Raw genomic sequence first — 20,173 nt, 5'->3', positions numbered from 1 at the left:
GAGGCGGAGAAGGACGACGCAAAATACCATCGCCGGGCAGACATGCGTCGCGCCCTTACGGAGCCCCTAGCGGAGCAGGGCGCGGCCGACACGGCTCTGCCGAAGCGAGGTCTCCCGTGAAACGTACCGGCCGTCGTTTGACCCTCCTGTCCGCCACCGTCGCGCTGTCGCTGGCAACCGGCCCGCTGGCCGCCGCCTCGTCCAGTGCCTCGTCGTCCAGTGCCTCGTCGTCCAGTGCCGCCTCCCCGCCGGGCCGTCCCGCCGCGGCCGAGCCGTTCTGCTACGGGGAGCCCTCGACCCCGACCGCCGACGTCAGCGACCTCAAGGGCCGTTTCGGGCCGTCGAACTGGATGCCGGTCCTTCAGGAGATGTACCGGCGGCGCTGGCCCAGCGGGGAGAAACTCGCCGTCGCGCAGGCGGGCGACAAGTACTGGAGCCAGTTCGTGAACACGAAGAGCTTCGAGTCTTTCGCGGAGTCGATGATGGTGGCGATCCACGAGGAGACCCATATGTGGGATCTGGATCCGTCCCGGACGCAGTGGGACGTGCGAATAGCGTCCTGGATCAACGCCTCGCAGCAGACGACGGCCGTCCCGCTGCACGGCGGCTTCCCCCGCAAGGAGATCCTGCCGCTGATCACCGACAAGCTCAGCGACAGCATGGACGGCATCTACCTGCGGGACTCCCAGCAGGGCGAGTACAAACTGCAGGGCGTCCTCGCGGAACTGAACGCCGGGCTGATGGGGCTGCCCGCCGTCACCGTCGTGCAGGAGTACATCAAGGGCGTCGGGGCCAGCAACGCCCGCGACATCGCCGCCACCAACCTCCGCTACCTGCTCCTCTACCTGCGGGTCGCCAAGGACAAGCACCCCGACTACTGGTCCCAGATCAAGAACGAGCCGAAACTCCGCGAACTCGTCCTGATCCAGTTCCTGCGCACCGCGTACTGGCTCGACAGGTCCGCGCCCTACACGGGCAAGCTCGGCAGCCCCGACGCCGACAAGATCACCGCGACGAACTACTCCCCGGCGAACCTCGCCATCGTCGAGGAGTTCACCGGCGCCACCGTACGCCGCGACACCGACAAACACTGCACCACTTGACACCCATCGCCCCGCCTCGGACGGGGATAGTAAGAATGTGGGCGATGCGGGGAGAGACAACTGGCCGATCGGCACGTTCATGGCGGGGCTCAAGGCGTCCCTCCAGAGCGAGCTGCTGGCGATCGCGCCCGAGCAGAGCGTACGCGCCGGACAGCGGTTGATGGCGCAGGGGGCGTCCACCGACCAGGTGCTGGTGCTGCGGGCGCGGGGCAGCAAGTCCCCGGCGTGCGTGAAGGTCGTCGGCGGCCTGGACAACGGCGCGGAGGTCCTCTTCGGCGTCAGGGTCAGCGGCGACCTGGTCGGGGAGCTCGCGGCGATCCGTGACACCGACCGGTCCGCGACCGTGATCGCGTGCACGGACGGGGCCGTCCACCGGCTGCCGAAGGAGCGGTTCCTGGGCTTCCTGCACCGCAATCCGGAAGCGTGGCGGCTGCTCGCGACCATGATCGGCGACCGGCTCGACTGGGCCAACCAGCGGCGGCTGGACTTCGCGGGATACCCCGTCGACCAGCGGCTCGCGCGGGTGCTCGTCCAGCTCGCCGAACGGCACGGCCACCCGGTCGCGGGCGGCGTCAACCTCGGGATCGAGCTCACCCAGGAGGAGCTCGGGAAGCTGGTCGGCGCCGCGCGGGAGTCGGCGGTCAAGGCCGTCAAGCAACTGCGCGGCGCCGGGCTGATCAGTACGGGCTACCGCTGCGTCGTGGTGTCCGACCTCGAGGGGCTGCGGGAGTTCGCCATGGTCAGCCGCTGACCGCGCCCCAGAGGACCTGGACGAGGGCGAGCACCACGGACGCCGCCGTCCAGGGGATCGCCCGGACGACGTGGTGGTGCTTCAGCGCGGCCGCCTCGGCGAGCGCCCGCGCCATCGCCCACGCCTCGTCCCGCTGGGACACGGCGTCGGCGGGCAGCCGCTCGGTGATCCCCAGGATGCCGAACGCGCTGGTCGTGGGCTCGCCGTTGAGACGCGGCCGGATCGCCTGGGTGAGGTGGACGCCCGCGCCGAGGAACACCGCCAGGTAGACGAGGGCGAACACCGCGGACGTGTCGCCCGCCGCGCTCAGCATCGCCGCCGCCGAACTCGCGAGCACCGCGTAGAGGACGGAGACCTTCGCGTCGGCGTGCTGCAGATAGTTCTGGAAGGTTCCCATGGCGTTCAGGGCGACCATCGCGTCGTGTGCGGGGTCATGAGCGATGGATTCGGAATCCACGTTCTCTCCTCAGCGGCGGGGGCCTCGCGTCTGTTCAGCGAACCAGCCCGGCACCCCCGAGAATGGGTACTAATGCCAAATGCCGGAGTGACGTAGACGACCTCACGGCAACGGCTCGCGGCGAACCGGTGATCCGCTCTCGGCGTCGGTCACTACGAAACGATCGGCGAACACGAGATCACGGGGAGTGCTCCCATGAGCGATGCCGGACACCCGGCAGAGGCGACCGCCCTGTTCGAGAAGGGCCTCCGCGCCCTACGCGAGGACGACCCCGCAGAGGCGGAACGCTGTTTCCGAGAGGCGTCCGAGAAGGGCCACGCGGGCGCCTGCCTCAACCTCGGAGTCCTGCTGGGCGAGCGCGGGGACGTGGACGAGGCGAAGCGGTGCTACCTGCGTGCGTGGGAACTGGAAGCCAACGACAAGGCAGCCTCCAACCTCGGGGCGATTTACGACGACGAAGGGAAGGGCGACCTGATCGCCGCCGCCGAATGGTATGGCCGGGCGGCCGACCTCGGTAACGCCATCGCCGCGTACAACCTGGGGTTCGTCTGGCAGGACCGGGGCGAACCCGAAAAGCGCCTTGACGCTTGGCGGCGCGCCGCCGACCTCAAGCACCCCGACGCCGCCTACGCGCTAGCGGACATCCATCTCTCACGGCAGGACGTGAACGAGGGGGTCGCGTGGCTGCGCAGGGCGGTGCTGGACGTCGGAAACGAGAAGGCCGCGCGCAGGCTCGGCGACATCTACGCGAATGCGGGACGGCACCGCATGGCCCGGTTCTGGAGCGGATTCCCGGACGGCCCGACCTTCTACAGCCCGGAATTCCAGGCGTTCGCGAGCGAGATCTCCGCCGTCGGAATCCAGCAGCAGGACGTCTTCAACGACGCCTTCGCGCAGAACCACATCGAATGGGACCCGGAGGCCGCGACCGTGACACTGGACGGTCGCACCCTGCGCGGACTCACCGTCCTCGGCAGCTTCTCCAACCTCTCCCAAAGCTGGCTGTGGGCATGGGACAACCCGAGCTGGGACCAGGACCTGCCCGCGTTGGCGGAACTGCGCACCATTCGCGGATTCGGTGAACGGCACCAGCTCCCCGAACTGGTCAAGGGCCACCTGGACTTCTCGCGGTTCAACCATCCGGCCGAGGGCGCGTCCACGATGGCCCTTTCCGCCGCCGCGCTGATCGGCGCCAAGGGAGTCAGCCTCGTCACCGTGAACGGCGGGAAGGGGCGTCTCGTCCTGGCCGTCGACGACCCGGGCATCCCGACCGCGACGTTCGATCCGCTAGCCGTTCCCCGGCTTCTCACGCACGCCGCCGAAGTCTGGCCGGAGGAGCAGCACCGGGTGGTTCGCGGCTTCATGGAACGCCACGGGTTCGAGGTCTCCGAGTCGCCTGCCGTCATCGTCGTCGAATCGGCGGACGGGCACCGCGTCACCGTCCGCTGCCCGTTCGCGAACGCCAAGGAGCACCCGGAGGTCGCCGCCGTCCTCGGGCGCGACAACGCCAGGATCGTCGCGAACACGCCCGCCCGCATCCAGGGCGAGCGGCGGGGGGACCCGTACCGGCTGACCGTGCTCTTCGACCTCGATGACCGCGTCATCACCATCAGCGGTGACCACAACCCCGGGTGAGGCGCCGCGTTCAAAAGCCCGCACATTGCGTTTGATCGGAACGATCAAACGCATAACCGCCGCCAGTGGCCCGGCGAAGGGCATAATAGGGGCGCGAAGTGCGATGCATCGCCCGTTAGATTCTCTCGACCGGTCAATCCCCTTCGAGGAGCCGATGATGTCTCCTGCCGAAAATTCTTCCGGCGACCCCACCGCTGAATTTCCTCCCCACCTGCCTCAGTACGCTCACGAACGGCTCAGGACCGACATTCCGTCCCCGGCGCGGACGTGGAACTACTGGATGGGCGGCAAGGACAACTACGCGGCCGACCGGCTGGTCGGCGACTCCACCGCCGCGATCAACCCCGAGGTCATCACGCTGGCCCGGGCGTCACGCCCGTTCCTGATCCGCGTCGTGCGGCACCTGGCGGCCGAGGAGAACATCCGCAACTTCCTCGACATCGGCTCCGGTCTGCCCGCAGAGACCAACACCCACGAGGTCGCCCAAAGTGTCGCACCCGAGGCGCGCATCGTCTACACGGACAACGACCCGATGGTCCTGGCCCACGCACGCGCGTTAATGCGCGGAACCACCCCGGAGGGCGTCACCGACTATCTCGACGCCGACTACCACGACCCCAAGCAGATCCTCGAACAGGCCGCGAACGTCCTGAACTTCGGCCAGCCGATCGCGGTGATGTTCATGGGCGTCCTCGGGTTCTGCCAGGAATACGAGACCGCGAAGCAGATCGTCGCCGACACCATGGCGGGCGTCCCCTCGGGCAGCCTGCTGGCATTGTGGGACTGCACCGACACTTCCGAGGCAGCCAAGCAGAGCACCGACCAATACGCCGATTCCGGAACCCTGCCCTACATCCTGCGCAGCGTCGAACAACTCGACGGCTTCTTCGACGGCCTGGAAAAGGTGGACCCGGGCCTCGTCCCCATCACCCAATGGCGCCCGGACAACCCCGAAAACGGCCTACCCGCCCACGTCAACGGCTACGGCGCCATAGCCCGAAAGCCCTAAAAGAATCTCCCTGGCCCTAGAGCGCCGCCCCGCGGATGCGGGGCGGCGCTTTCGCGTGAGTGGTCGTGGGAGCGCGGCCAGGGGGTGTCCCTGGCGGGCGGGGCCCGTGCCCGTGACCGGGGGTGGGGGCCGGGGGGTGGGCTAGGGAGCTCACTGGTGCCCTTTCGTCCCTGGTCCGGTGATCGTGATCGGTATCGGCAACCGCACCGGGCAGCCGGACGGAAGGGACGACCGTTCATGACCAACCACGCGCCAGAGCCGGTGGACGGCTCCCTCGATCAGGCCGCGTCCGTCTTCACCCGGGAGCGCCCGCGCCTCTTCGGCATCGCCTACCGGATGCTCGGCAGCGCCGCCGAGGCCGAGGACGTCGTGCAGGACGCCTGGCTGCGGTGGCAGCGCGCCGACCGTCCGGCCGTCGCGAACCCGTCGGCGTTCCTGGCGCTGGTCACCACGCGCCTCGCCATCAACAGCGCGACCTCCGCCCGGTCGCAGCGCGAGACCTACATCGGGCCCTGGCTGCCCGAACCCGTCGACACCGGCGCCGACCCCGCGCTCGAAGCCGAGCGGGGAGAGGCCCTCGAACTCGCGCTCCTGCTGCTGCTCCAGCGGCTCTCCCCGACCGAGCGGGCCGCCTACGTCCTGCGCGAGGCGTTCGACTACCCGTATCCGCAGATCGCGGAGATCCTCCAGCTCGGCCAGGCCAACACCCGCCAGCTCGTGAGCCGGGCCCGCAAGCGCCTGACCGCGCGGCGGCGCGGGCCGATCGACCGGGCCGAGCACCGCCGCCTCCTGACGGTCTTCGTCAACGCCGCCCAGACCGGGGACACCGCCCCCCTCGAAGACCTCTTCGCCGCGGACGCGGCACGGCCCGCCGCCCCGCACGGCTGCCGAGTCGCGTGATCCCCGGGCCCGGGGCACCGGGCCAGGGACCTGCCCAGTGACTCACCCGGGTCCCGGGCGCGCCCATTCCGACGACATTTGTTGATGACGCTCCAAAACGAACCTGAAAGAAGCAGTGGAGGAACAGTGACCACCGACGCGGCCATGACCAGAACCGTCCACCGCAGTACCTGGGAGGCGTCGGCGGACGAATTGCAGCTCGTTCACCGTGTCCTGCTGAACCGGGTCACCTTGATCGCCGTCGCCGGTGAGGTCGACCTCGCCACCGCGCCGCAATTGCGTGCCTACTGCGAACGGCACGCGCCACCCGAAAGTGCGCGGCACGTGGTGTTCGACCTGTCCGAGGTGACCTTCATGGACTCCAGCGGATTCCAAATCCTGCTGGACGCGCACCTGGCCGCCGCCCGGAACGGCGCCACCGTGCGGGTCGCCGCCCTTCCTCCGCTGGTCAGGCGCGTCTTCGGGGTGCTGCGGCTCGGCGAGCACATTCCCGTCCACGACACGGTGCGGCAGGCCCTGGCCGCCGTATTGACCGCGCCGGGACGGGCACGAACCCCGCACCGGCCCACGGCTCAGGTCGAGAAGACCGGAGCGTAATGAGAAACCGACAGTTTCCGAAAGGGGAACACAGATGAGTCACCACATTCTCGAAACGGCGGCGCAGGAACTCGCGGACGCCACGTCCAAGCCGCCGTTCCTGTACGAGTTGGGGACGGAGGGCGCCCGCAAGGTCCTGGACGATCTGCAGGCCGCCCCGGTCGACCTGCCCGAGATCGACGAGAAGTGGATCACCGTGCCCGCCGAGGTCGGCGACGTGCGCGTCCGCGTCGTCAAGCCGGTCGGCGCGGAGAACGGGCTGCCGGTCGTGCTGTACATGCACGGCGGTGGGTGGGTGCTCGGTAACGCGGGCACGCACGACCGGCTGGTGCGTGAGTTGGCGGTGGGCGTCCATGCGGCGGTGGCGTTCGTGGAGTACGACCGTTCGCCCGAGGCCCGCTACCCGGTGGCGATCGAGCAGGGCTACGCCGCCGCCCGGTGGATCACCGAGCACGGCGCCGCCGGGGGCCTGGACGTCACCCGCATGGCCGTCGCCGGGGACTCGGTAGGCGGGAACATGACCGCCGCGCTGGCGATCATGGCCAAGCGGCGCGGTGACGTGCGGTTCGTCCACCAGTCGATGTACTACCCGGTCACCGACGCGGGGCAGGACACCGCCAGCTACCGCGAGTTCGCCGACGGCCCGTACCTGACGGCCAAGGCGATGGCGTGGTTCTGGGACGCCTACACCACCGACCCCGCCCAGCGCGCCGAGATCACCGCCTCACCGCTGCGCGCCAGCCTGGAGGATCTGGCCGACCTCCCGCCCGCCTTCGTCATCGTCGACGAGAACGATGTGCTGCGCGACGAAGGCGAGGAGTACGCCCGCCGTCTCACCGAGGCCGGGGTGCCCACCACCAGCGTCCGCTACAACAACACCCTGCACGACTTCATGATGCTCAACCCCCTCCGCGAGACCCGCGCAGTCCGGGCCGCGACCGCGCAGGCCGTCATGGCGCTCAAGATCGGCCTGGGCGCCGGGAAGGGGAGCCGATGACCGTCCGGCACGCGCCGTGATCGTCCGCTGAACCGGTCCGCCCGGCGGTGCGCACCGCCGGGCGGACCCAGGGCCCGTGTCACAGAATGTCCGCCTACCCTGTCCTAGCTGGGCGACGGGACAGAATGGGCACGTGCGGCGGGAGCGGGCGCGGCGGAGGCGGTTGCGGTGGCGGAGCGTAGACAGGGCGCGGGGCACGGCGAGCACGTCGCGCTGCTCGGGCGGGGACCGGAGTGCGCCGAGATCGACCGGATGCTCGCGGCGGTCGACACGGGGGAGAGCCGTGTCCTCGTCGTGCACGGCATCGCGGGAGTGGGAAAGTCGGCGCTGATCGAATACGCCGAGAACGCGGCGGAGAACATGCACGTGCTCCGCGCGGTCGGCGTCGAGTCGGAGATGGAGCTGCCGTTCGCGACGCTGCACCAGCTGTGCGCGCCGCTGCTGGACCGCCTCGAACGGCTCCCCGACCCGCAGCGCGCCGCGCTGGAGACGGTGTTCGGCCTGCGGTCGGGAGCGCCCCCGGAGCGGTTCCTGGTCGGGCTCGCGGTGCTCAGCCTCCTGTCGGACGCGTCCGAGCGGCGTCCGCTGCTCTGCGCCGTCGACGACGCGCAATGGGTGGACCAGGCGTCGTTGCAGGTCCTCGGCTTCGTGGCACGGCGGCTGCTCGCCGAGTCGGTCGTGCTGATCTTCGGCGCCCGAGAACGCTCGCGGGACCTGCTCGGCCTCCCCGAACTGGAACTGACCGGCCTCCGGGACGCCGACGCGCACACCCTGCTGGACTCGGTCACCTACGGCCGTCTCGACCAGCACGTCCGCGACCGGATCGTCAGCGAGACCAAGGGCAACCCCCTCGCCCTCCTGGAACTGCCGCGCGGGCTGACCGTGACCCAGATGGCGGGCGGCTTCGGGCTCCTGCGCGCGGACGCGCTCCCGGGACGCATCGAGCAGAGCTTCCTCGCCCGGATCGCCGCCCTCCCCGAGCAGACGAGGACGCTGCTGCTGATCGCCGCCGCCGAACCCGTCGGCGACCCGGCCCTCGTGTGGGCCGCCGCCGCGCGGCTCGGCGTGACCCCGGCGGAGGCCCTCGCGGACGGCACGCGCGAATGGCTGTCGCTCGGCGCCCGCGTGACGTTCCGGCATCCCCTCGTCCGGTCGGCGGTGTACCGGTCGGCGGCGGAGGAGGACCGCCGGACGGTTCACCTGGCGCTCGCGGAGGTGACCGACCCGGACGTCGACCCGGACCGGCGCGCCTGGCACCTCGCGTCCGCGGCACCCGCCCCGGACGAGTCCGTCGCGGCGGAGCTGGAGAAGTCCGCCGACCGGGCGCGGGCGCGCGGCGGGCTGGCCGCGGCGGCGGCGTTCCGGCAGCGCTGCGTGGCCCTGACCGTCGACGCGTCGCGGCGCGCCGACCGGGCCGTCGCGGCGGCCGACGCCACCCTCCAGGCCGGTGACCTCGAAGCCGCCGGCCGGTACGCCGACATCGCGGCGCGGGCCGCGCGGAACGAGTTCCAGCGCGTCCGGGCGCGGCTCGTCCGGAGCCGCGTCACGTTCGCGGGCGGCCTCAACCAGGAGGCGCCGCCGCTGCTGCTGGACGCCGCGCGGCGGCTGGAGCCCTTCGACATGGACCTGGCCCGCGAGACCTACCTGATCGCCTGGGGGACGGCCGCGCTGATCGCCGCGCACTCCGACAGCCTGATGGCGATCTCCACCGCGGTGCGGGAGCTGCCCCCTCCGGACCGGACCCCGCACGCCCTCGACCTCGTCCTGGACGGCTACGCGCTGCTCGTCACCGAGAGCCGCGCCGCCGCCGTCCCGGTGCTGCGGCGGGCGCTGGCCGCGCTCGCCGGCCTCCCGGTGGGCGAGGTCTCGAAATGGGGCTGGGTGGCCAACGCCGTCAGCGCCGCCGTCTGGGACGACGAGGCCATGCGCGTCCTGGTCGGCCGGGTCGTCGAGGGCGCGCGTGCCGCCGGCGCCCTGACCGAGCTCCCGTTCTCCCTGACCTCGCTCGGCATCGCGGTCTCCTGGACGGGCGACTTCGCCGCCGCCGACTCGATCGTCGCGGAGATCGAGGACGTGTCGGCCGCGACCGGCGTGCCCATCGCCCCGCACGTCGAGCTGCGGCTGAGCGCCCTGCGCGGCCGGACGGACGAGGCCGAGGCGCTGATCGCCGCCACCATCGAGGAGGCGGGCGCGGGCGGCCAGCTCATGGGCGTCACGGTCGCGCAGTGGGCGGCCGCCGTCCTCTACAACGGGCTCGGCCGCTACGAGCAGGCGCTCGCCGCCGCCAAGGTCTGCACCCGGATGGCGGAGCTGTGGGTGTCGGTCTGGGCGCTGCCCGAACTGGTCGAGGCGGCGGTGCGGGCCGGGGACGACGCCGCCGCGCGCTCCGCGCTCGACGATCTCGCCGACGCGGCGCTGCCGTCCGGCACCGACTGGGCGCTCGGCGTGCTCGCCCGTTCCCGGGCCCTGCTGAGCGACGAGGCCAAGGCCGAGGACCTCTACCGCGAGGCGATCGAGCGGCTCGGCCGCACGGAACTGCGCCCGGAGCTCGCGCGGGCCCATCTGCTGTACGGCGAGTGGCTGCGCCGCGACCGCCAGCGGGTCGAGGCCCGGACCCAGCTCAAGACCGCCTACGAGATGTTCGCGTCGATCGGGATGGAGGCGTTCGCCGAGCGCGCCCACCGCGAGCTGCTCGCGACAGGCGAGAGCATCCGCAAGCGCACGGTCGAGGCCGAGTCCGGCGAGGAGCTGACGCCGCAGGAGCGGCAGATCGCGCTGCTCGTCCGTGACGGTCTGTCGAACCCGGAGGTCGGCACCCGCCTCTTCCTCAGCCCGCGGACGGTCGAATGGCATCTGCGCAAGGTCTTCGCGAAGCTGTCGATCACGTCCCGCAAGCAGCTGCGGGACGCCCTCCCGCCCAGCGACCACGCCCTCACCGCGCGGTGACCGGTGGCCGAACGCGCACTTCGGAGCCGTTCCCGGCATAATTACCCCCCGTAACGGCAATCGTCCGCGGTAAGGCGGGTTTCGGTGGACCGACGTACGGGCGGGGCTGGGCACGGAGAGAACGTCGGGCTGCTCGGACGAGGGCCGGAGTGCGCCGCCTTCGACCGGATGATCGCGGCCGTCCGGACGGGGCAGAGCCGCGTGCTCGTCGTCCACGGCGAGCCGGGCGTCGGGAAGTCGGCGCTGCTGGCCTACGCGGAGCGCGCCGCGACGGGCGTGCAGGGGCTGCGCGCGGTCGGGGTCGAGTCCGAGGTGGAGCTGGCCTTCGCCACCCTCCACCAGTTGTGCGCGCCGCTGCTCGACCGGCTGGGCGACCTTCCCGCGCCGCAGCGCGACGCGCTCGAAACGGTGTTCGGCACGCGGGCCGGGCCCCCGCCGGAACGGTTCCTCGTCGGGCTGGCGGTGCTGAGCCTGCTGTCGGCGGCGTCCGAGAAGAGCCCGCTGCTGTGCGTGGTCGACGACGCGCAGTGGATGGACCGGGCCTCGGCGCAGGTCCTCGGGTTCGTCGCCCGCCGGCTGCTGGCCGAGTCGGTCGCGCTCGTGTTCGGGACCCGGCAGCGGCCCCGCGACCTGCTCGGACTCCCGGAACTCGAGGTCACCGGGCTGAGCGACGCGGACGCCTACGCCCTCCTCGACTCCGTGACGCACGCCCTGCTCGACCGGCACGTCCGCGAGCGGTTCGTCTCCGAGGCGCAGGGCAACCCGCTCGCGCTGCTGGAACTGCCGCGCGGGCTGACCGTGACGCAGATGGCGGGCGGGTTCGGCCTCCTGCACGACGAGACGCTGCCCGGACGGATCGAGCAGTCCTTCCTCGCCCGGATCGAGGGGCTGCCCGAGGAGACCCGGCTGCTGCTGCTGATCGCCGCCGCCGAGCCGACCGGCGACCCCGCCCTGGTGTGGGGCGCCGCCGAGCGGCTCGGGATCGTCCCGGCGACGGCGCTGGCCAGCGGGACGGACGGCCTCGCCGAGTTCGACGCGCGGGTCGTCTTCCGGCACCCGCTCGTCCGGTCCGCCGTGTACGGGGCGGCGCGGCCGAAGGACCGCAGGGCGGTGCACCTGGCGCTGGCGGAGGTGACCGACCCGCAGGCCGACCCGGACCGCCGGGCCTGGCACCTGGCGTCCGCGGTGACCATGCCCGACGAGATCGTCGCCACCGAGTTGGAACGGTCCGCTGAGCGGGCGCGGGCGCGCGGCGGCCTCGCCACCGCCGCGGCGTTCCTGCAGCGGTCCGTGGCGCTGACCGCCGACGCCGGACGGCGCGCCGAACGCGCCCTGGGCGGCGCCGACGCCGCCCTCTGGGCGGGCGACCTCGACGCCGCGAGGGAACTCGCCGACATCGCCGACCGGGACGCCCAGGCCGAGTTCCAGCGGGTGCGGGCGCACCTCGTCCGCAGCCACGTGACCTTCGCGTCCGGCTTCAACAACGAGGCGCCGCCGATGCTGCTCGCGGCCGCGCGGCGGCTGGAGCCCTTCGATCCCGGCCTGGCGCGGGAGACCTACCTCGTCGCCTGGGGGAGCGCGTCGTTCGGCGCCGCGAACCGGGACAGCCTCGTCGCCATCTCCCGGGCGATGCGGGACCTCCCCGTGCCGGCGGGCGCGCCGAGCACCCTCGACCTCGTGATCCGCGGCTACGCGCTGCTCATCACCGACGGGCGCGCCGCCGCGCTGCCCACGCTGCGCGAGGCGCTGGCCGCCCTCACCGACCTTCCGCTGCGGGACGTCCTGAAATGGGGCTGGGCGGCGTGCGGCCTGACCGGGCTCCTCTGGGAGGACCGGATCATGCCCGAGGTGCCCGCGCGGGCCGTCGAGGAGGTGCGCGCGGCGGGCGCGCTGTCCGAGCTTCCGATCTACCTGCACGCCTGGGGGATCCCGGTGGTGCTGACCGGCGACTTCGCCACGGCGGAGGCGATCGTCGCCCAGGCCGACGCCGCCACGGCCGCGACCGGCGTGCCGATGACGCAGCACACGCGGCTGCTGCTGACGGCGATGCGGGGCAGGCAGTCCGAGGCCGTGCCGCTGATCGCCGCGACGACCGAGGAGGCGAGCGCGAGCGGCCAGCTGAACGGCGTCGCGTCCGCGCAGCGGGCGGCGGCGCTCCTCTACAACGGCCTCGCCGACCATGAGCGGGCGTTCTCGGCGGCCCAGGCCAACTTCCAGAGCGCCAACGTCCTCTCCTCCCAGTGGGCGCTGCCCGAACTCGTCGAGGCGGCGGCGCGGGTCGGGGACGTCGCGGCCGCCCTCGCCGCGCTCGACGAGCTGACGGACGCGGCGGAGCCCTGCGACACCGACTGGGCCCAGGGGATCCTGACCCGCTGCCGCGCCCTGCTGAGCGACGACGACACGGCCGACGCCCTGTACCGCGAGGCGATCGAGCGGCTCGGCCGGACGCTGCTGCGTCCCGAACTGGCGCGGGCCCACCTCCTGTACGGCGAGTGGCTGCGCCGCAGCGGCCGCCGGGTCGAGGCGCGCACCCACCTCCGCACCGCCTACGAGGCGTTCACCTCGATCGGGATGGAGGCGTTCGCCGAGCGCGCCCGGCGGGAGCTGCTCGCCACCGGCGAGACCGTCCGCAAGCGCCGGAACGAGACCGCGGTGAGCGAGGAGCTGACCGCGCAGGAGCGGCAGATCGCCCTGCTGGTGCGGGACGGCCTGTCCAACCCGGAGGTCGGGGCCCGGCTGTTCATCAGCCCCCGCACCGTCGAATGGCACCTCCGGAAGATCTTCGTCAAGCTCGGGATCAGCTCGCGCAGGCAGCTCCCGGACGCCCTGCCGCGCGGCGAGTCCGACGCCGCGCCCGGCTGACGTCCGGGGCGGGCCGCCCGGGGCGTCCCTGGTCCCGGGTCGACCAGGGTGACTCCCTGGTGCGACCCGGTGACCGTCCGGGCCACTCTTACTGTGTCGGCATTTCGTCCAGCGCAGGAGGCACAGGTCATGGAATCGAGGCACGCCGTCGCGGCGCCGGGCACCTCCCGGCGAAGGGGATGACCGCCCATGGCCGATCAGCCGCTGGACGGGGCCGTCGCCCTCGTCACCGGCGCCAGCAGCGGGATAGGGGCCGCGACGGCGCGGCGCCTGGCCCGGGACGGCGCGGCCGTGGCCCTGGTCGCCCGCCGCCGTGACCGCCTGCACAGGGTCGCGAACGACATCACCGAGTCGGGGGGCCACTCCGTCGCGGTGGAGGCCGACATCACCGAGCCCGAACGCGCCGAGGAGGTCGTGCAGGAGACCCTCGACCGGCTCGGACGGCTGGACGTCCTCGTCAACGGCGCGGGTCTCATGCTGCTCGGCTCGGCGCTGCACACGACCGTCGAGGAGTGGGACCGGATGGTGTCCCTCAACGTCGCGGCCCTGCTGCACATCACGCACGCCGCCGTCCCGCACCTGATCTACGCGGCGTCGACCTCGCCCCGGCAGGTCGCGGACCTCGTGAACGTCGGCTCGGCGGCCGGACGGGTCGCCCGGCCGGGAGGCAGCGTCTACGGGCTGACGAAGTCCGGACTGGGCGCGTTCACCGAGTCGCTCCGCCAGGAGTTGGCCGGTGAGCGGGTCCGGGTCAGCGTGGTGGAGCCCGGCAGCGTCGACACCGAGCTGGTGAACCACCTCAACGAGGTCACCCGGGACGCGGCCCGCAGGCGGATCGCCCGCATCGAGGCGCTCCGCGCGGAGGACGTCGCGGACGCCATCGGCTACATCGTCACCCGCGAACGGCGGGTCGCCGTCAACCAGATGCTCGTCCGCCCCACCGACCAGACCTGGTGACCGCCCGCTTTTCCGCGGCGCGGCGATGAGTCCGGCCGCCCCGGGAAGTCCATCTCTCGACAGGGAAGAAATGCATCGGGAGTGGATATGGGACAGATACAGATCGAGATGTTCGCGACGCTCGACCTCGTCGGGCAGGCGCCCGGCGGGCCCGACGAGGACCCGATCGGGTTCCCGTTCGGCGGCTGGCAGGCGCCCCTGATCGACGAGGTCACGGGCGCGCAGGTCGGCGCCGCCTACGAGGGCACCGACGCCCTCCTGCTGGGACGGCGGACGTACGACATCTTCGCCGCCTACTGGCCGCACCAGGAGGGCGGGCCGGCCGACTCCATCGCGACGCTGTTCAACCGCGTCCCCAAGTACGTCGCCTCGCACGGCAAGCCCGACCTCTCGTGGGCCGGGTCCAGCCAGCTCGGCCCTGACCTGCCCGCCGCCGTCCGGGAGATCCGCGACCGGCACGAGCGGGTGAAGGTCGTCGGCAGCCTCAACCTGGTGCAGACGCTCCTCCACGAGAAGCTCTTCGACGTTCTCGACCTCTGGCTGCACCCCATCGTGCTCGGCGTCGGCAAGAAGGTGTTCGACGGCGGCGAGGTGCCGACCAGCCTCACGCTCGTCCAGCCGCCGGAGGCCAGCCCGAACGGCATCGTGCACCTGCGCTACGGGCTCGCCGAAGGCACCCCCGAGACGGGCGACATGACCGTCGAGAACTAGAGCGTCCGTTCAGGTGCGTGGCCGGGCGTTGAGGCGGGCCGCCTGCCGGGTCAGGTGGTCGCGTTCGGGGAGGTTGGGCGCCGCGCGGGCGGCCTCGGCGTACAGGCGTGCCGCCGTCGCCGGGTCGCCGTCGCGTTCGTGCAGGTAGGCCGAGGCGGCGGTGTGGCGGGGGAGCGCGGGGTCCAGCTCCGCCAGGGCGGCGAGGCCCGCGCGCGGGCCGTCCGCCTCGCCGACCGCGACGGCCCGGTTGAGGCGGGCCACCGGGTTGTCGGTGAGGCGCAGCAGCTCGTCGTACCACTCGACGATCTGCACCCAGTCCGTCTCCTCGGCCGTCCGGGCGTCGGCGTGGAGCGCGGCGACGGCGGCCTGGGCCTGGAACTCGCCCAGGCGGTCGCGGGCCAGGGCCGCCTGGAGGATGCCGACGCCCTCGGCGATCAGGCGGGTGTCCCACCGGCAGCGGTCCTGCTCGGCGAGCGGGACGAGCCTGCCGTCCGGCCCCGTGCGCGCCGCGCGCCGGGCGTGGTGGAGCAGCATGAGCGCGAGCAGGCCCGCGACCTCCTCGTGGTCGATCCGGGTCGCCAGCCGGCGGGTCAGCCGGATCGCCTCGGCGGCGAGGTCGACGTCCCCCGAGTAGCCCTCGTTGAAGATCAGGTAGAGCACGCGCAGGACGGTCGCGATGTCCCCGGGACGGTTGAGCCGAACGCCGGAGATCGACCGCTTCGCCCGGCTGATCCGCTGGGCCATGGTCGCTTCCGGGACGAGGTACGCCTGCGCGATCTGCCGCGTGGTCAGCCCGCCGACCGCGCGCAGCGTCAGCGCGACCGCCGAGGACGGCGTCAGCGACGGGTGCGCGCACAGGAAGTACAGCTGGAGCGTGTCGTCGGCGGGGTCGCTCGGGCCGGGCGGGGGCTCGGCGTCGGCGCGCTCCTCGCGCCGCCGCCGCGCCGCGTCGGCGCGGGCGGCGTCGAGGAACTTGCGCCAGGCCACGGTGATCAGCCAGCCCTTGGGGTCCTGCGGCGGGTCGTCCGGCCACACGCGCACGGCCTCGACCAGGGCCTCCTGCACGGCGTCCTCGGCCGCCGCGAAGTCCGCTCCGCGGCGGCCGAGGACACCGATCACGGTCGGGGTGAGAGCCCGCAGCCGTGTCTCGTCCACGCTCGCTACTCCGTGGTCTCGGGGTGGGCGCCGAGGAACGGGCGCACTTCGAGCCACTCGTGGATCGGCTTGCCGCCCGCGCCGGGCGCCGCGGACAGCTCCCCGGCCAGCTCGACCGCCCGCTCCTGCGACTCGACGTCGATGATCATCCAACCCGCGATCAGGTCCTTGGTCTCCGGGAACGGGCCGTCGGTGAGCGGCGGCCGCCCCTCGCCGTCGTAGCGGACGAACATGCCGTCCGGGGAGAGCGCCTGGCCGTCGACGAACTCGCCGGTCGTTTCGAGCCGGGCCGCGAAGTCGTTCATGTACTGGATGTGGGCCGAGATCTCCTCCGGCGTCCACCGCTCCATCGGCACGTCGTTGACCGCCTCCGGGGCGCCCCGGTAGTGCTTGAGCAGCAGGTACTTGGCCATCAGTTCCTCCTCTGTGCGGACGGCCCCTCGGGGCCGTGTTCGCTGCGGGGACGGAGCCGGGCACCGGTTCTCGACATCCCACCACGATTTTTTTTCCGGGGGATTTCGGAGTTCCTCAGCTCACCCTATCGAGGACGTCCGGCGGACATCGCCCGCGCGGACGGTGGCCACCGGAGTGAGCCTGCGGCGGGCGGTCCGCCGGTCGCCGACCGCGTCGCCGTAGTCGAAGCGGCCCTCGTCCCAGGCCAGCACCGCCAGGTCGGCCTCCGCGCCCGGCCGCAGCGCGCCGACGCGACCGGCCAGACCGAGCGCGGCCGCCGGGGACGCGGTGGCCGCCCGGATGACGTCGGCCAGCGGCATGCCGAGGGCCAGCCACTTGTTCATGACCGTGAGAAGGCCGGGTTTCAGATCGGGGAAGGAGCGGCGGCTGAGGTCGCTGCCGATCGTGTCCGGCGGGAAGCCCTGGACGAGCAGGGCCTCCGCGATGGCGAAGCTGAAATGGCTCATCCCGTGGCCGCAGTCGAAGAGCACGCCGCGTTCCCGCGCCTCCCTCGCCGCGCGCAGGAGGACCCCGTCCTCGTCCAGGAGGCCGTTGGGGTGCGGTGTCTGGTAGTGCGTCACCATGTCCCCGGACGACAGCAGCGGGAGAAGCTCCGCCAGGCTCTCGACCGTCCCGCCGATGTGGACGTGCAGCGGCTTCCCCGTCTCGGCCGAGACGCGCCGCCCGAGCTTCAGCATCGGACGGCACGGCCCGCCGGTGATCCGCTTGGAGAGGCGGAGCTTGATCCCGACGATGACGTCCGGGTGGTCGCGGATGAGGCGGGCGACGCCGTCCGGGTCGACGAAGGCGGGACGAAGCTCGCCCACCAGCCCGGTCAGCCCGACGCGGGCCAGGTTGAGGTGGCACAGCACGCGGGTGCGGGAGCCGCCGACGATCCAGCGGTGGAACCCGGCGAACGCGTCGGTTCCGCTGCTGCCGCCGTCCGCGACGGTGGTGACGCCGCCGTCCGCGCACACGTCGTCCGGCCAGGCGCCGATCGACGTCGCGCCCCAGTAGACGTGCGCGTGGACGTCGACCAGGCCGGGGCACACCAGCGCGCCCGAGGCGTCGAGCACGGTCGCCGCCCGCGCCGGGTCGAGGCCGGGTGCCACGGCGACGATGGTCCCGTTCCGGACGCCGACGTCGAAGCGTCCGTCCAAGCCGTCCCCCGGCGACAGGGCCCTGCCGCCCTTGACCAGCAGGTCGTAGTCCGCCGTCATCGGGACGACTCGAAGAACCGCTCCGTGCCCGCCCGCAGCACCCCGAAGAGGATCTTGTTCTGCGCGACGCCGAGCAGCATCAGCACGACCAGCACCGAGAACTCGGCGGCCACGTTGATCGACTCGCTGTAGCTGAGCAGGAGCTGGCCGAGGCCGCCCGCCGACGGCGCGACGAACTCGCCGACGATCGCGCCGATCAGCGCGAACGCCATGCTGATCTCCAGCCCGGACACGATGCCCGGCACCGCCGACGGCAGCGAGATCCGCAGCAGCCGCTGGCGGCGGCTCGCGTGGAACGCCGCCGCCATCTCCAGCCGCGTCTCCGGCACCGCCGCGAGCGCGGCCAGCGTCGCGACCACGGCCGGGAAGAACGCGAGCATGGCCGCGAAGCTGAACTTCATCGTCAGCCCGAACCCGAGCCACAGCGCGCACACCGGCGCGAGCGCGATCTTGGGCAGCGACTGGAACGCGACGACGTACGGGTAGAGGACGAACCGCACGATCCGCGACTCCGCCATCAGCAGCCCGAGCAGCACGCCCGTCCCGGCGCCCAGCGCGAACCCGATCAGCGTCGCCTTCCACGTCTCCCAGGTGCTCTGCCCGACCTGCTCCAGGAAGATGTCCGAGCGCATCACCGCGAACACGTCGGTCGGCTTCGGGATCACCACGCCGCTGATCTCGAAGCGGGAGATCACGAGCTGGATCAGCAGCACCCCGGCCAGCCCGACCGCCACCGGGGGCAGCAGGAGGAACGCCGCCCGCGCCGGAAGCCCGGCACGCCACGTCCCGCGGCTCAGGGCGGGCCCTCGCGGCTCGACGCGCTCCGCAGTCGCTCTATTCATCGGGCATGCGCTCCATCACGAAGTGCCGGGCGACGCGCACCAGCGACGCGAGCGCCAGCCCGACCGCGACCAGGATCAGCAGGACGGCGAACTCCTCGGCCAGCCGGAAGTCCCGCTGGTACACCTGCAAGATCACGCCGACCCCGGCGTTCGCGCTGATCAGCTCGCCGGCGATGGCGGCGAGGAAGGACAGCACCACCGAGATCTCCAGCCCGGAGAAGATCGGCGCCACCAGCCCCGGGAACACGACCCTCATCCGGATCTGGGCCCTGGACGCGCCGAACGCCGTGGCCATCTCGATCCGGTTCCGGTCGGTCTCGGCCACCCCCGCCATCGTGCTGACCAGGATCGGGAACAGGGTCGCCGCGCCGACCAGCCCGATCTTGGACGTCATGCCGAACCCGAACCAGATCACGAAGATCGGGGCCAGCGCGATCGGCGGCAGCGCCTGCAGCGCCACCGCGTACGGGTAGACGCCCTGCCGCAGGATCTTGGACTCGCCGAGCAGCACGCCGAGCACCACCCCGGCCACGAGCCCGATGAGCAGCCCGAGGAACGCCTCCCCGAGCGTGACGCGCAGCGCCTTCAGGTATTCGCCCCATTCGCCGGACGGCCCGAGGGCCTTCAGCGTCGCGTCCAGCTTCGGCACCGAGGAGCCGTCGCCCTGCACGCCGGACGGGACGATCTGCCAGGCCGCGAGCAGCACGGCGGTGACCACGACGAGGCCGCCCCAGCCCGCCGCCGTCCCGGCCCTCGCGCGGGCGGGCGGGACGGTCATCCGCCGACCCCCACGTCCGCGGCGAACAGCCGGTCCCGGACCCGGCCGCACACCTCGGCGAACTCGGGCGTCGCCATCAGCTCCTTCGTCCGCTCCCTGGGGAACGGCGGCGTGACGACCTCCACCACCGTCCCCGGACGCTCGGACAGGATCACCACGCGGGTGGACAGCAGCACCGCCTCCTCGATCCCGTGCGTGATGAGGACGGCGGTCTTCCCCGTCTCCCGCCAGACGCGGTTCAGGTCGATGTTCATCTGCTCCCTGGTCAGCGCGTCCAGGGCGCCGAACGGCTCGTCGAGCAGCAGCAGCCGGGGGTCGTCGGCGAGCGCCCGGCAGATCGCCACCCGCTGCCGCATCCCGCCGGACAGCTCCTTCGGCCGCCGCGACTCGAAGCCCGCGAGCCCGGCCCGCTCCAGCAGCCCGGACACCCGCTCGCGGTCCTCGTCGGCGACCTTGCCGTGCAGCTCGACCGGGAACAGGCAGTTGAACATCACGTCCCGCCAGGGGAGCAGCGTCGCGTCCTGGAGCGCGATGCCGATGTCGCGGCGCGGCCCGGTCACCGGCTCGCCCCAGACCCGCACGGTCCCGGCGGTGGGACGCAGCAGGCCCGCGATCGCCTTCAGGACGGTGCTCTTGCCGCAGCCGCTCGGGCCGACGATGCTCACGAACTCCCCGGGCCGGACGGTCAGGTCCACGTTCGCGACCGCCTCGACGTCCCGCACGGCCCGGCGTCCGCGGCCCCGCCCGGCGAACACGTGCCGCAGTCCGGCGAGTTCGACCGCGTGCTCCGTCGTCGTCAT

18 protein-coding genes are annotated in these 20,173 nt (G+C 72.4%); 11 read left to right on the top strand and 7 right to left on the bottom strand.

The annotated features are described in order from the left end of the window. Positions 1 to 137 precede the first annotated feature (137 nt). Positions 138 to 1,103, top strand: coding sequence for a hypothetical protein (locus FXF65_RS16385; protein WP_222868591.1), 966 nt, complete (start codon positions 138 to 140; stop codon positions 1,101 to 1,103). A gap of 37 nt (positions 1,104 to 1,140) precedes the next feature. Continuing rightward, positions 1,141 to 1,854, top strand: coding sequence for a Crp/Fnr family transcriptional regulator (locus tag FXF65_RS16380; protein ID WP_148350824.1), 714 nt, complete (start codon positions 1,141 to 1,143; stop codon positions 1,852 to 1,854). On the opposite strand, the gene FXF65_RS16375 is transcribed toward FXF65_RS16380, so the two are convergent. Further along, the gene (locus tag FXF65_RS16375) at positions 1,844 to 2,311 is read right to left on the bottom strand and encodes a Pycsar system effector family protein (protein ID WP_148350823.1); all 468 of its coding nucleotides are present in this window, start codon (positions 2,309 to 2,311) and stop codon (positions 1,844 to 1,846) included. The two genes, FXF65_RS16380 and FXF65_RS16375, sit on opposite strands and share 11 nt — an antisense overlap. Positions 2,312 to 2,506: 195 nt before the next feature. On the opposite strand from FXF65_RS16375, the gene FXF65_RS16370 reads away from it, so the two are divergent. The 9 genes from FXF65_RS16370 (at position 2,507) to FXF65_RS16330 (ending at position 14,925) form a co-directional block, all read left to right on the top strand. Then, complete coding sequence (locus tag FXF65_RS16370) at positions 2,507 to 3,946, top strand: tetratricopeptide repeat protein (RefSeq protein WP_148350822.1); 1,440 nt, start codon at positions 2,507 to 2,509, stop codon at positions 3,944 to 3,946. Beyond that, complete coding sequence (locus tag FXF65_RS16365) at positions 3,927 to 4,955, top strand: SAM-dependent methyltransferase (RefSeq protein ID WP_246198801.1); 1,029 nt, start codon at positions 3,927 to 3,929, stop codon at positions 4,953 to 4,955. Before FXF65_RS16370 ends, FXF65_RS16365 begins: the two co-directional genes overlap by 20 nt. A gap of 237 nt (positions 4,956 to 5,192) precedes the next feature. Continuing rightward, positions 5,193 to 5,855: a sigma-70 family RNA polymerase sigma factor gene (locus tag FXF65_RS16360; RefSeq protein WP_148350821.1), complete on the top strand. Its 663-nt coding sequence runs from the start codon at positions 5,193 to 5,195 to the stop codon at positions 5,853 to 5,855. A 126-nt stretch (positions 5,856 to 5,981) separates the two neighbouring features. After that, positions 5,982 to 6,452, top strand: a complete 471-nt coding sequence (locus FXF65_RS16355; protein WP_187412335.1) for an STAS domain-containing protein — start codon at positions 5,982 to 5,984, stop codon at positions 6,450 to 6,452. A gap of 34 nt (positions 6,453 to 6,486) precedes the next feature. Then, positions 6,487 to 7,449: an alpha/beta hydrolase gene (locus tag FXF65_RS16350; protein ID WP_148350819.1), complete on the top strand. Its 963-nt coding sequence runs from the start codon at positions 6,487 to 6,489 to the stop codon at positions 7,447 to 7,449. Positions 7,450 to 7,617: 168 nt separating this feature from the next. Then, positions 7,618 to 10,395 (top strand): helix-turn-helix transcriptional regulator, encoded by a 2,778-nt coding sequence (locus FXF65_RS16345; protein WP_246198800.1) that lies wholly within the window; start codon positions 7,618 to 7,620, stop codon positions 10,393 to 10,395. Between the two features lie 84 nt (positions 10,396 to 10,479). Continuing rightward, positions 10,480 to 13,257 (top strand): helix-turn-helix transcriptional regulator, encoded by a 2,778-nt coding sequence (locus FXF65_RS16340; RefSeq protein WP_246198765.1) that lies wholly within the window; start codon positions 10,480 to 10,482, stop codon positions 13,255 to 13,257. Positions 13,258 to 13,446: 189 nt separating this feature from the next. Next, the gene (locus FXF65_RS16335; protein WP_148350818.1) at positions 13,447 to 14,214 is read left to right on the top strand and encodes an SDR family NAD(P)-dependent oxidoreductase; all 768 of its coding nucleotides are present in this window, start codon (positions 13,447 to 13,449) and stop codon (positions 14,212 to 14,214) included. Positions 14,215 to 14,301: 87 nt separating this feature from the next. Beyond that, positions 14,302 to 14,925, top strand: a complete 624-nt coding sequence (locus FXF65_RS16330) for a dihydrofolate reductase family protein (protein ID WP_148350817.1) — start codon at positions 14,302 to 14,304, stop codon at positions 14,923 to 14,925. Between the two features lie 9 nt (positions 14,926 to 14,934). On the opposite strand, the gene FXF65_RS16325 is transcribed toward FXF65_RS16330, so the two are convergent. The 6 genes from FXF65_RS16325 to FXF65_RS16300 form a co-directional block, all read right to left on the bottom strand. After that, the gene (locus tag FXF65_RS16325) at positions 14,935 to 16,080 is read right to left on the bottom strand and encodes an RNA polymerase sigma factor (RefSeq protein ID WP_148350816.1); all 1,146 of its coding nucleotides are present in this window, start codon (positions 16,078 to 16,080) and stop codon (positions 14,935 to 14,937) included. 5 nt (positions 16,081 to 16,085) lie between these two features. Continuing rightward, on the bottom strand, positions 16,086 to 16,493 hold the full coding sequence (locus tag FXF65_RS16320) for a YciI family protein (protein WP_148350815.1): 408 nt from the start codon (positions 16,491 to 16,493) through the stop codon (positions 16,086 to 16,088). Positions 16,494 to 16,613: 120 nt separating this feature from the next. After that, entirely contained in the window at positions 16,614 to 17,753 is a 1,140-nt protein-coding gene (locus FXF65_RS16315) for an amidohydrolase family protein (RefSeq protein ID WP_148350814.1), read from the bottom strand. Then, the gene (locus FXF65_RS16310; RefSeq protein ID WP_148350813.1) at positions 17,750 to 18,595 is read right to left on the bottom strand and encodes an ABC transporter permease; all 846 of its coding nucleotides are present in this window, start codon (positions 18,593 to 18,595) and stop codon (positions 17,750 to 17,752) included. Before FXF65_RS16310 ends, FXF65_RS16315 begins: the two co-directional genes overlap by 4 nt. Next, positions 18,588 to 19,373 (bottom strand): ABC transporter permease, encoded by a 786-nt coding sequence (locus FXF65_RS16305; RefSeq protein WP_148350812.1) that lies wholly within the window; start codon positions 19,371 to 19,373, stop codon positions 18,588 to 18,590. Before FXF65_RS16305 ends, FXF65_RS16310 begins: the two co-directional genes overlap by 8 nt. After that, positions 19,370 to 20,173, bottom strand: coding sequence for an ABC transporter ATP-binding protein (locus FXF65_RS16300; RefSeq protein ID WP_148350811.1), 804 nt, complete (start codon positions 20,171 to 20,173; stop codon positions 19,370 to 19,372). The genes FXF65_RS16305 and FXF65_RS16300 overlap by 4 nt, the downstream gene beginning before the upstream one ends.

Source organism: Actinomadura syzygii (assembly GCF_008085905.1).
GTDB lineage: Bacteria > Actinomycetota > Actinomycetes > Streptosporangiales > Streptosporangiaceae > Spirillospora > Spirillospora syzygii.
Note: the sequence above shows the minus strand (reverse complement) of the source record. Positions and strands in the feature narration are given on the sequence as shown.

Bases quoted from the DNA above. Each gene is read 5' to 3' on its own strand.
- FXF65_RS16370 (WP_148350822.1), top strand. From the start codon at position 2,507: ATGAGCGATGCCGGACACCCGGCAGAGGCGACCGCCCTGTTCGAGAAG.
- FXF65_RS16360 (WP_148350821.1), top strand. From the start codon at position 5,193: ATGACCAACCACGCGCCAGAGCCGGTGGACGGCTCCCTCGATCAGGCC.
- FXF65_RS16350 (WP_148350819.1), top strand. From the start codon at position 6,487: ATGAGTCACCACATTCTCGAAACGGCGGCGCAGGAACTCGCGGACGCC.
- FXF65_RS16335 (WP_148350818.1), top strand. From the start codon at position 13,447: ATGGCCGATCAGCCGCTGGACGGGGCCGTCGCCCTCGTCACCGGCGCC.
- FXF65_RS16330 (WP_148350817.1), top strand. From the start codon at position 14,302: ATGGGACAGATACAGATCGAGATGTTCGCGACGCTCGACCTCGTCGGG.
- FXF65_RS16320 (WP_148350815.1), bottom strand. From the start codon at position 16,493: ATGGCCAAGTACCTGCTGCTCAAGCACTACCGGGGCGCCCCGGAGGCG.
- FXF65_RS16315 (WP_148350814.1), bottom strand. From the start codon at position 17,753: ATGACGGCGGACTACGACCTGCTGGTCAAGGGCGGCAGGGCCCTGTCG.
- FXF65_RS16310 (WP_148350813.1), bottom strand. From the start codon at position 18,595: ATGAATAGAGCGACTGCGGAGCGCGTCGAGCCGCGAGGGCCCGCCCTG.
- FXF65_RS16305 (WP_148350812.1), bottom strand. From the start codon at position 19,373: ATGACCGTCCCGCCCGCCCGCGCGAGGGCCGGGACGGCGGCGGGCTGG.
- FXF65_RS16300 (WP_148350811.1), bottom strand. From the start codon at position 20,173: ATGACGACGACGGAGCACGCGGTCGAACTCGCCGGACTGCGGCACGTG.